This is a genomic window from Longimicrobiaceae bacterium, from assembly GCA_035696245.1.
In the GTDB taxonomy this organism is placed as follows: domain Bacteria; phylum Gemmatimonadota; class Gemmatimonadetes; order Longimicrobiales; family Longimicrobiaceae; genus DASRQW01.
In genome coordinates this window covers 1-8447 of sequence record DASRQW010000555.1, presented here as the reverse complement: position 1 = coordinate 8447, position 8447 = coordinate 1, and the positions used below count along the sequence as shown (strand labels likewise).

The following is an 8447-nucleotide window of genomic DNA, read 5'->3' as shown; positions in this document are numbered from 1 at the left end:
ACCGCACGCAGGACTTCGAGGCCGAGGTGAAGCGCATCACCGGCGGCGAGGGCGTGGACATCGCGCTCGACGCCGTGGGCGGCGAGTCGTTCCGGAAGAGCTACCGCAGCCTGGCGCCGCTGGGCCGCCTGTACGTGTTCGGCGCCTCCAGCCTGGCACCCGGCGAGAAGCGCAGCGTGGTGGCCGCCGTCACGGGCATGCTCAAGATGCCCACTTTCAAGCCCCTCTCGCTGATGAGCCACAACCGCGGCGTGCAGGGCGTGAACGTGGGCCACCTGTGGAAGAAGGGCGACCTGATGGCCTCCATGCTCGCCGAGATCATGGCGCTGGTCGCCAGCGGCACTCTCGACCCGGTCGTGGACCGCACCTTTCCCTTCGCCCAGGCCGCCGAAGCCCACGCCTACATCCAGGACCGCAAGAACTTCGGCAAAGTGCTGCTGGTGCCCTGAAGCCCAGGCGGCATCTCGACGGCATCTACCCGGCGCCTCCACGCGCACCGCATCTACCGAGAAGAACGAGGGTGGCCCGGTGTCGGCGCCGCCCTCGTCGGTAGTGCTCGTCCAGCTCCGGTGCGTTCCGCCGCAGCCTGGGCTCCCCGCCGCCTGAAAAGCCGAGGGCGCGCCATATCATCCCGGCGCGCCCTCCGAATCCATCATCCGCTGCTCCAGCCGAGCGTTTACGGCTGCGACATCAGCCCCTGGTCGCCCCCGCGGGGCTGGCGCTTGCGGCGCTCGTCCTCGCGCTCGCGGGCCAGGTCGCGGCGCATGCGCTCGGCTCGGTTGCGCTGGTCCTTGGTGAGCGGCGCCACAGCCACGCGCCACGCCGCCTCGTTGTTCCGCTGGATGCGCTCGTACAGCGGCCGGATCGCGTCCATGCGCGCCCCCTCGGGCCCGCTCTGCGCGGATGCGAGCGCGCGGGCGATCTGCTCGAAGATGGGCCGGTTGTCGTCGTCCAGCTTCTGCATCATCGCCAGCAGCTCGTTGGCCTGCGTGTCGGTGAAGCCCAGCTCGCGGCTGCGGTCCAGCAGCGGCTTGATGGGATTCCGCACGTCGTCCGCGCCCAGCGCGGAGCCGCGGCGCCCGGCGCCCCACCCGCCCTGCGGCGTCGTGTTGCCGTAGCCGCCCGGGACCTGCGCGCGGGCCGCGACCGGGACCACCGCGAGCGCCAGCGCCACCAGGAGTGCGTTCCGCTTCATCTTCGTGCCTCTCGTAAAGATCGTTGGACGTGGGTACGGCTGGATACACCGCGGGCGCCGGAGAGTCCCGCATCCCGCCACCGGCCGTCCGCCGAAAACGGACGTCGTGGGGGCGAGGGCTTGTGGGATGCGGGGCGTGCGCTTAACCTCGCACGGCCCGCATACACCGCGGCGGCACCTTACGTTTCCGAACGCAGCCGGCGACCGGCGAGCACGATGCCGCGGCCGTGCGGGCCCGCCGCAAACGGACGGGGCGGGAAAACTGTTCTTTCATCCAGCATCGCGGTACGCCGCGAGCGGAGCGGACCTACTCGCGGACATGCGGAACGGCTGTGCCCAGCGTAGTGAAGACCCGGCGCGCCCCGGCCGCACCCCCAACCGCCGTGGCTGAGGCGCCTTCGCGGCGCGCGCAGCCCGCGCCGGACGACGACGCCGACGACCTGCGCCTCGTGGAGCGTGTGCGCGCCGGCGACACCGAGGCCTTCGGCCTGCTGGTGCGCCGGTACTCGCGCCGCGCTCTCTCGGTGGCGTACCGCATCCTCGACCATCCCGAAGACGCGGAAGACCTGGTGCAGGACGCCTTCATCGCCGCGCTCGAGAAGATCGACACGCTGCGGGGCGACCGGCGGTTCGCGCCCTGGTTCTTCCGCATCCTCATCAACCGCGGCCTGAACGCCCGCAAGGCGCGCTGGGTGCGCAGGACCGACGAGATCCCGGCGCACGTGACCAGCCCCGGCGTCACACCCGAGACGCACTCGGCGCGCGCGGAGCTGAGCGCGGGGGTGGCGGTGGCCCTGGCGGCGCTGCCCGAGCCGCGCCGCACCATCGTGAAGCTGTTCGAGCTGGAAGGCTTCTCCGGCCCCGAGATCGCCGAGATCCTGGGCCTGTCGCCGGGCACCGTGCGCTGGCACCTCTTCCAGGCACGCGGCGCACTGCGCGAGACGCTGGGCCTGTTCCACGACTGAAGACGAGCGATTCTCCCATGCTTCCGGACCTTTCCCACGATCCGCCGCGCGACGAGCGCCTGGCCTCAGCGCTCCGCGACGGCCCTGCCCGGCCGCCGCTGGACCGCACCGACTGGGACCGCCTGCACCGCGCCATCGACGCACGCGCGGCGGTGGTGATGGCGGCGCGGCGCCAGGCGTGGTGGGCCTACGCCGGCTCCTGGGCACGCGCGGCGCTGCCGCTGGCGCTGGCCGCGGGCGTGGTGCTCGCCGTCGCCGCGGGCAGCATGCAGCCTGCGCCGGTGCTCCAGGCCGCCTCCGCCCCCTCGCCCATGGTGGAGGAGGCGCTCTCCACCGCGCTGCCGGCCGCCGACCGCGCCGCCCTCTCGGCCGACGCGTCGGAGTGGCTGCTGCGCGACGCCGCGGCCATGCCGGAGGGGCGGTGAGAGCGGGCGGCCCGCGCGCGCTGGCCGCGGCGCTCCTGGTGGCCGTGGGGCTGCTGGGCGTGGCGGGCGGCGTGGCGCTGGACCGCTTCGCGCTGCGCCCGGCAGACTGGCAGATGCCCCCCCCGCGCGCCCGCGGCCCCAGCCGCTTCAGCCCGGAGAGCGCGCACCGCTGGTCGCGCTACCTGGCGCGGGAGCTGGGCCTTTCCACGCAGCAGCAGGCGCGGGTGGATTCCGTGCTGCTGGCGGGCCAGGCCCGCACCCGCGACCTGGCGCGCGAGGTTCACCCGCGCTTCGAAGCCATCACGCAGAGCACGCGGGCGCAGCTGGAGGCGGTGATGACCCCCGCGCAGCGCATCAAGTACGAGGACCTGCGCAAGCGCCGCCACGCGGCCCGCGCCGGCGGCCAGCCCCACGGCGACAGCGCGCCGCCGCCCCCGCCGCGCTGAAGGGCGTTCCCGGCGAAGACCGTACGATGCACCACCGCGCCTCCGGCGGCCTTTCCGGCCCCGGCGGCGCGTCTCGTGCGAGCCCGCGGCGCAACGGCACCGCATCCCCATCCCAACACCGGAGAGACCCGCGCGTGATGCTGACCGAGCCCCTGATCGAGTGGTCCGAAGCCGCAGGCGAGCTGGCCGGCTTCGTGGGTGTTTTCCTGGCCGCGGGCGCCGTGGGCTTCCGCTACTCCGCCCTTCGCGGCCGCCTGGCGCCCACCGGCTCCGCGTTCGAGGCAGAGCGCCGCGTCTACGGCGACGCGGCGAAACGCGCCGCCGTGCTGGGGCTGGTGGGCGCGCTGGTGATGGCCGCGCGCACCGCCATGGCGCTCCCCGGCGCCGCTGCTCGCGCGCACACCACGCTGGGCGGGCTGGTCACCGGCAATCTGGGCGCGGGCCTTCAGGTCGGCTGCCTGGTCCTCGCACTGCTGGGCTTTGCGCTCGCCGCCGGGCGCGTGCGCGCGGGGTGGATGCTGGCGGCCGTGGGCGTGATCGCCGGCACGCTGCGGGGAATCGCGCAGGGGCAGTGGTCGCGGATGGTGAACCCGGTGCACGAGCTTGCGGCGGGGCTGTGGATCGGGACGCTCTTCGTGCTGCTGGTGTGCGGCCTGGCGATGGTGCTGCGTGATGAGCCCGTGCGCGCGCGCCGCGGCGCCATCGTAGCCGACATGGTCAACGCCTTCTCGCCCCTCGCGCTGGTGTGCGGCCTTGTCGTGGTCGTCTTCGGCCTGATCACCGCGTGGAACCACCTGCACCGCATAGACGCGCTGTGGACCACGCCGTACGGGTGGGCGCTCATCGCCAAGCTGGTGGTGGTCGCCTTCGTGTTCGGGCTGGGTGCGTGGAACTGGCGTCGCCAGCGGCCCATCCTGGGCAGCGAGGAAGGTGCCCTCGCGCTCCGCCGCTCCGCCCGCGCGGAGCTGATCGCCGCCGGGCTGGTGCTCCTCATCACCGCCGTGCTCGTCAGCCTTCCGTCGCCGCGTGCGCCCGGTGAGGGCGCCGGGCCCGAGGGACCGCCTCCGGCAGGCGCTCCGGCTCCGCCACCGCCAGGCCAGAGCTGACTTCGGGTCTGGTGAGACCGCAGGCCGGTTGATGACGAACGATGGAAGGCCGTCCGCAGCATGGACGGCCTTCCATCGTTCCGGTCCGCATCCATCGCCGACAGCTCCCGTGTACTCGATCCGCCGAATACCATCACAAGCGCCGCACATCTCCCGTATCCGACGCGCTTCTGCTGATGCGCCGCCACGCATGTCGTCGGCGGATGCGGATCGGACACGAACGATACGGCCCGGACCGCGGGGAGCGATCCGGTCCGTCTCGCATCTCCCGATCGGCACCCGTCAGACGCCGGGCGAGCCGGGCTCCTGCGGCGCGGGGCCGGTGCGGCAGCCGGGCTCGACACGAACGGCGGTGCCCGTATAGTAGACGTATGCGGCGGGGCGCACCGGCGCGTCGCGCGTCACGGGCGGCAGGGTCGCTTGCACCTGCTTACGAACGTCGATCACGGCGTCCGCCTGCTTCTGGTTCGCCTCGTCACGCATCTCCAGCAGCGACTGCGCCACGATGTTGCCCGCGCTGCGGTAGCGGCAGCCGGGCACCCCGTGCTGGGTGTACATCGGGATGCCCTCCGCGTCGCCCGGGGCGATCACCCCCACGTCGCGCGGGTCCGGGCCGATAGGCTCCGAGCCCGAATGCCCCGCGCACCCCGCGGCGGCGAAGACCAGGGCGAGCACGGAAGGCAGGGCGAAGCGTGAGGCGTGCATAGCGTCCTCGGGGGGAGAGGAAAGGCGGGACCGACGCGTCTGTACTTTCCGCAGCAACCAACGTTCCACGGAGGTGCGCAGGAGCGCATCGCCTGCCGCTTCGGCGCGCTCGCCGGGAGCCGGGCCGGTAAGTGATGCGCCAGGCGATCGGCTGCTCCGTATCAACCGAGCATTCGTGACGGCACCCGCGTTGCAAGGTATCTTCCAGTTTCGCGCAACGTGACCGAACGCACTCAGGAACCGCCGTGCAGCAGATATTCCGCCGCCTCTTCAAGGCGCACTTCGGCAAGGCCCCGGCCTCCATCCTCCAGATCGAGGGCGATGGCAGCAGCCGGGCCATGTACCGCCTGATCGGCGACCAGTACGAGACGGCCGTGGCCGTGGTGGGGCCGGACAAGGAGGAGAACCGCGCCTTCATCAGCTACTCGCGCGACTTCCGCTCGGTAGGCCTGCCCGTGCCGGAGATCTATGGGGTGGACGAGGAGGCCGGCATCTACCTCGTGGAAGACCTGGGCGAGACCACGCTGTTCGACGCCATCGCCGCCGCGCGCAAGGAGGACTCGTCCGCCTTCCCCGCCGCGATGGTGCCCGTGTACCGCCGCATCGTGGAGATCCTGCCGCGCTTCCAGGTGGAGGGCGGCAAGGTGGTGGACTACTCCGTCGCGTATCCGCGCGCCTCGTTCGACCGCCAGTCGATCCTGTGGGACCTGAGCTACTTCAAGTACCACTTCCTCAAGCTGGCCCACGTGCCGTTCAACGAGGCCAAGCTGGAGAAGGACTTCCGCCGCCTCACCACCTTCCTGCTCGGCGCCGACACCCGCCACTTCCTGTACCGCGACTTCCAGTCGCGCAACGTGATGCTGCGCGACGGCGAGCCGTGGTTCATCGACTACCAGGGCGGGCGGCGCGGCGCGCTGCAGTACGACGTGGCGTCGCTGCTGTACGACCCCAAGGCCGCCATCCCCGAAGAGCTGCGCGAGGAGCTGCTGGAGCACTACCTGGACTCGCTGGAGAAGTACCTGCCGGTGGACCGCGAGCGCTTCCGCCAGCACTTCCGCGGCTACGTGCTCGTGCGCATCATGCAGGCGATGGGCGCGTACGGCTACCGCGGCTTCTTCGAGCGCAAGCCGCGCTTCCTGCAGAGCGTGCCGCCCGCCGTGCGCAACATCGAGCGCATCCTGGAGACGGGCTTCGTCTCCATCGAGCTGCCCGAGCTGCGCGCCGTTCTGGAGCGCATCTGCGCCTCGCAAACGCTGCGGAAGATGCCGGTGGAGGTGCCGCCGGGGCTCACGGTGCAGGTGGGCAGCTTCAGCTACAAGCACGGCTACCCGGAAGATGGGGGAGGCCACGGCGGCGGCTTCGTCTTCGACTGCCGCGGTCTGCACAATCCCGGAAGATACCCCGAGTACGTGGACCTCTGCGGCTGCGACGCGCCGGTGGAGAGCTTCCTGGCGGAGATGCCGGAGACGGAGGAGTTCTGGAAGCACGTCCGCGGTTTGGTCGACAGCTCGGTGGAGACGTACCGCACGCGCGGCTTCACCTCGCTCAGCGCGCACTTCGGCTGCACGGGCGGGCAGCACCGCTCCGTCTACTTCGCCGAGCGGCTGGCGAAGCACATCGAGAAGCGCTTCCCGGACGTGAACGTGCGCATCGCCCACCGCGAGGAGGGGCGCTGGTCCGCCCGCCGCGCCGACGCCCTGGCCACCCTCGCCGCCGCGGCCGAGACGGGCGCCACCGCCGGCGCCGCGGCGGAGTAGCCGCGTGGACGCCATGCTGCTGGCCGCGGGCCTGGGCACGCGCCTGCGCCCGCTCACCGACCACACGCCCAAGGCGCTCGTGCCCGTGGGCGGCGTCCCCATCCTGGAGCGCGTGGCCCGCCGTCTCATCGCCGCGGGCGCGGACCGGCTCGTCGTCAACACGCACCATCTCGGCGAGCAGATCGAAGCCTACGTGCGCGAGCACGGCGGCTTCGGTGTGGACGCGGTCGTCTCGCACGAGCCCGGCGAGCCGCTGGAGACGGGCGGCGGCCTGCTGAATGCCGCGCACCTGCTGCGGCGGGACGCGCCGTTCTTCATGCACAACGCCGACATCCTCACCGACCTCCCGCTCCGGGAGATGTACGAGACGCACCTCGCCTCCGGCGCACTGGCTACGCTGGCGGTGATGGAACGCCCCACCTCGAGGCACCTGCTCTTCGACGACGCCGGGTTGCTGGGGCGCACGGACGAGAAGAAGGGGCTCGACCTCCGCGTCCGCGCCGCCGTGGGCGAGGTGCGCAAGCTGGCGTTCGGCGGCGTGCACGTGATCTCGCCCGCCATCCTGGACCGCATCACGGAGCGGGGCGTGTTCACCATCCTCGACCCGTACCTGCGCCTGGCCGGCGAGGGCGCCGTCATCGCCCCGTTCCGCGTGGACGGCGCGACCTGGCTCGACATCGGCCGCCCCGAGCAGCTCGCGGAGGCGCAGCGCGTCGCCGCCGGTGGGGGAGCACGGGTGTAGATCGACGGGCAGGAACGCTGTATAGTAGATGCACGGCCGTTCATCCCCCGAGCTACGTGGATGTACCTCGGCCCCTTCCCGCCAGCCAGAATCTCCCGCCGCGCACCTCCCGCGCGGCCGAAGCCGTCCGCCGCGTGCCTCCCGGGCGCGGCGGAATCGCGAACCTGACACACGGACGCAAGCCCATGCATCGCAAGCTGATCCCCGCCACGCTCGCCGCCGCGCTCGCCCTCGCCGCTTGCGACGGCTCGTCCACCGGCCCGGCCAAGGCGAACGACAGCCTCACCGCGGCCGAGGTCCAGGCGCTCGCCCCCGCGTTCGACAACGTCACGCTCTCCGCTTTCGGAGGCACCGGCGCGTCGTTGAACCGCACGCCCCGCAGCGGTGCCGCCTGGGCGACCACGGTGGCGACGAGCGTGAACACCACCGTGACCTGCCCCAGGGGCGGCAGCGTCAACGTCGCCGGCCAGGCGAACACCTCGTTCGACCTGGCGGCCCGCTCCGCCACCGTCGACGCGACCGCCACCCGCACCGAGGCGGCATGCGCCTACGCGACGAAGGACGCATCGGTCATCACCGTGAGCGGCGCGCCGAACACCACGCTTCACCTCACCGCCAGCGTCGCCAACGGCGTTCCGGGCAAGACGACCGTCACGCAGAAGGGCGCCTTCACCTGGGCGCGCAGCACGGGCGGCAGCGGCACCTGCGCGCTCGACCTGACCTCCTCCTTCGATCCGGCCACCCAGACCGCCACCCTCGTCGGCACCTTCTGCGCCGTGTCCATCAACGTAACCCACACCGTCACCACCACCTGACGCAAGCCGCCCCGCGAGATTCCATCCGCCGGTAGGGGTGCGATTTATCGCATCCGCCAGCCTCTGCGGAAGGATGGTCGGTGATCGGTGATGGATCGGCAGATGTGAGAGCCGGCCGGGCGTTCGAGTGATGCGAAGATGCACATCAACCGAACGATGACGACAACTGGATCACAAGTGTCCGGTTAGAAGTTGAAGAGCTGCAACTGGTTGCATGTTGGTTTCTCTGACATTCGGGACTTTGCGGACGAGAAGGCTTGTGCCATCTCGGTTTTCTCAAAGAGGCTGACA

At 71.7% G+C, this 8447-nt stretch carries 10 protein-coding genes; 8 read left to right on the top strand and 2 right to left on the bottom strand.

All coding sequences use genetic code 11. The annotated features are described in order from the left end of the window. A partial coding sequence (locus VFE05_24715; protein HET6233302.1) for a zinc-binding dehydrogenase occupies window positions 1–449 on the top strand: 449 nt, incomplete at its 5' end. A 227-nt stretch (window positions 450–676) separates the two neighbouring features. On the opposite strand, the gene VFE05_24710 is transcribed toward VFE05_24715, so the two are convergent. Next, window positions 677–1195: a hypothetical protein gene (locus tag VFE05_24710; protein ID HET6233301.1), complete on the bottom strand. Its 519-nt coding sequence runs from the start codon at window positions 1193–1195 to the stop codon at window positions 677–679. A 383-nt stretch (window positions 1196–1578) separates the two neighbouring features. On the opposite strand from VFE05_24710, the gene VFE05_24705 reads away from it, so the two are divergent. The 4 genes from VFE05_24705 to VFE05_24690 all read left to right on the top strand — a co-directional run bounded on the left by VFE05_24705 (window position 1579) and on the right by VFE05_24690 (window position 4137). Continuing rightward, complete coding sequence (locus VFE05_24705) at window positions 1579–2160, top strand: sigma-70 family RNA polymerase sigma factor (GenBank protein ID HET6233300.1); 582 nt, start codon at window positions 1579–1581, stop codon at window positions 2158–2160. A 17-nt stretch (window positions 2161–2177) separates the two neighbouring features. Next, the gene (locus VFE05_24700; protein HET6233299.1) at window positions 2178–2585 is read left to right on the top strand and encodes a hypothetical protein; all 408 of its coding nucleotides are present in this window, start codon (window positions 2178–2180) and stop codon (window positions 2583–2585) included. Continuing rightward, a complete protein-coding gene (locus VFE05_24695) occupies window positions 2582–3031 on the top strand; it encodes a hypothetical protein (GenBank protein HET6233298.1) in 450 nt (149 codons plus the stop codon). The genes VFE05_24700 and VFE05_24695 overlap by 4 nt, the downstream gene beginning before the upstream one ends. 137 nt (window positions 3032–3168) lie before the next feature. Continuing rightward, a complete protein-coding gene (locus VFE05_24690; GenBank protein ID HET6233297.1) occupies window positions 3169–4137 on the top strand; it encodes a CopD family protein in 969 nt (322 codons plus the stop codon). 282 nt (window positions 4138–4419) lie between these two features. Here VFE05_24690 and VFE05_24685 read toward each other — a convergent pair whose 3' ends face one another. Further along, a complete protein-coding gene (locus VFE05_24685) occupies window positions 4420–4842 on the bottom strand; it encodes a hypothetical protein (protein ID HET6233296.1) in 423 nt (140 codons plus the stop codon). 245 nt (window positions 4843–5087) lie between these two features. Here VFE05_24685 and VFE05_24680 point away from each other — a divergent pair, with 245 nt between their 5' ends. From VFE05_24680 to VFE05_24670, 3 genes are all read left to right on the top strand, one after another. After that, a complete protein-coding gene (locus tag VFE05_24680) occupies window positions 5088–6599 on the top strand; it encodes an RNase adapter RapZ (GenBank protein ID HET6233295.1) in 1512 nt (503 codons plus the stop codon). 13 nt (window positions 6600–6612) lie between these two features. Next, a complete protein-coding gene (locus VFE05_24675; protein ID HET6233294.1) occupies window positions 6613–7341 on the top strand; it encodes a nucleotidyltransferase family protein in 729 nt (242 codons plus the stop codon). 185 nt (window positions 7342–7526) lie between these two features. Continuing rightward, on the top strand, window positions 7527–8156 hold the full coding sequence (locus VFE05_24670; GenBank protein ID HET6233293.1) for a hypothetical protein: 630 nt from the start codon (window positions 7527–7529) through the stop codon (window positions 8154–8156). Window positions 8157–8447 lie beyond the last annotated feature (291 nt).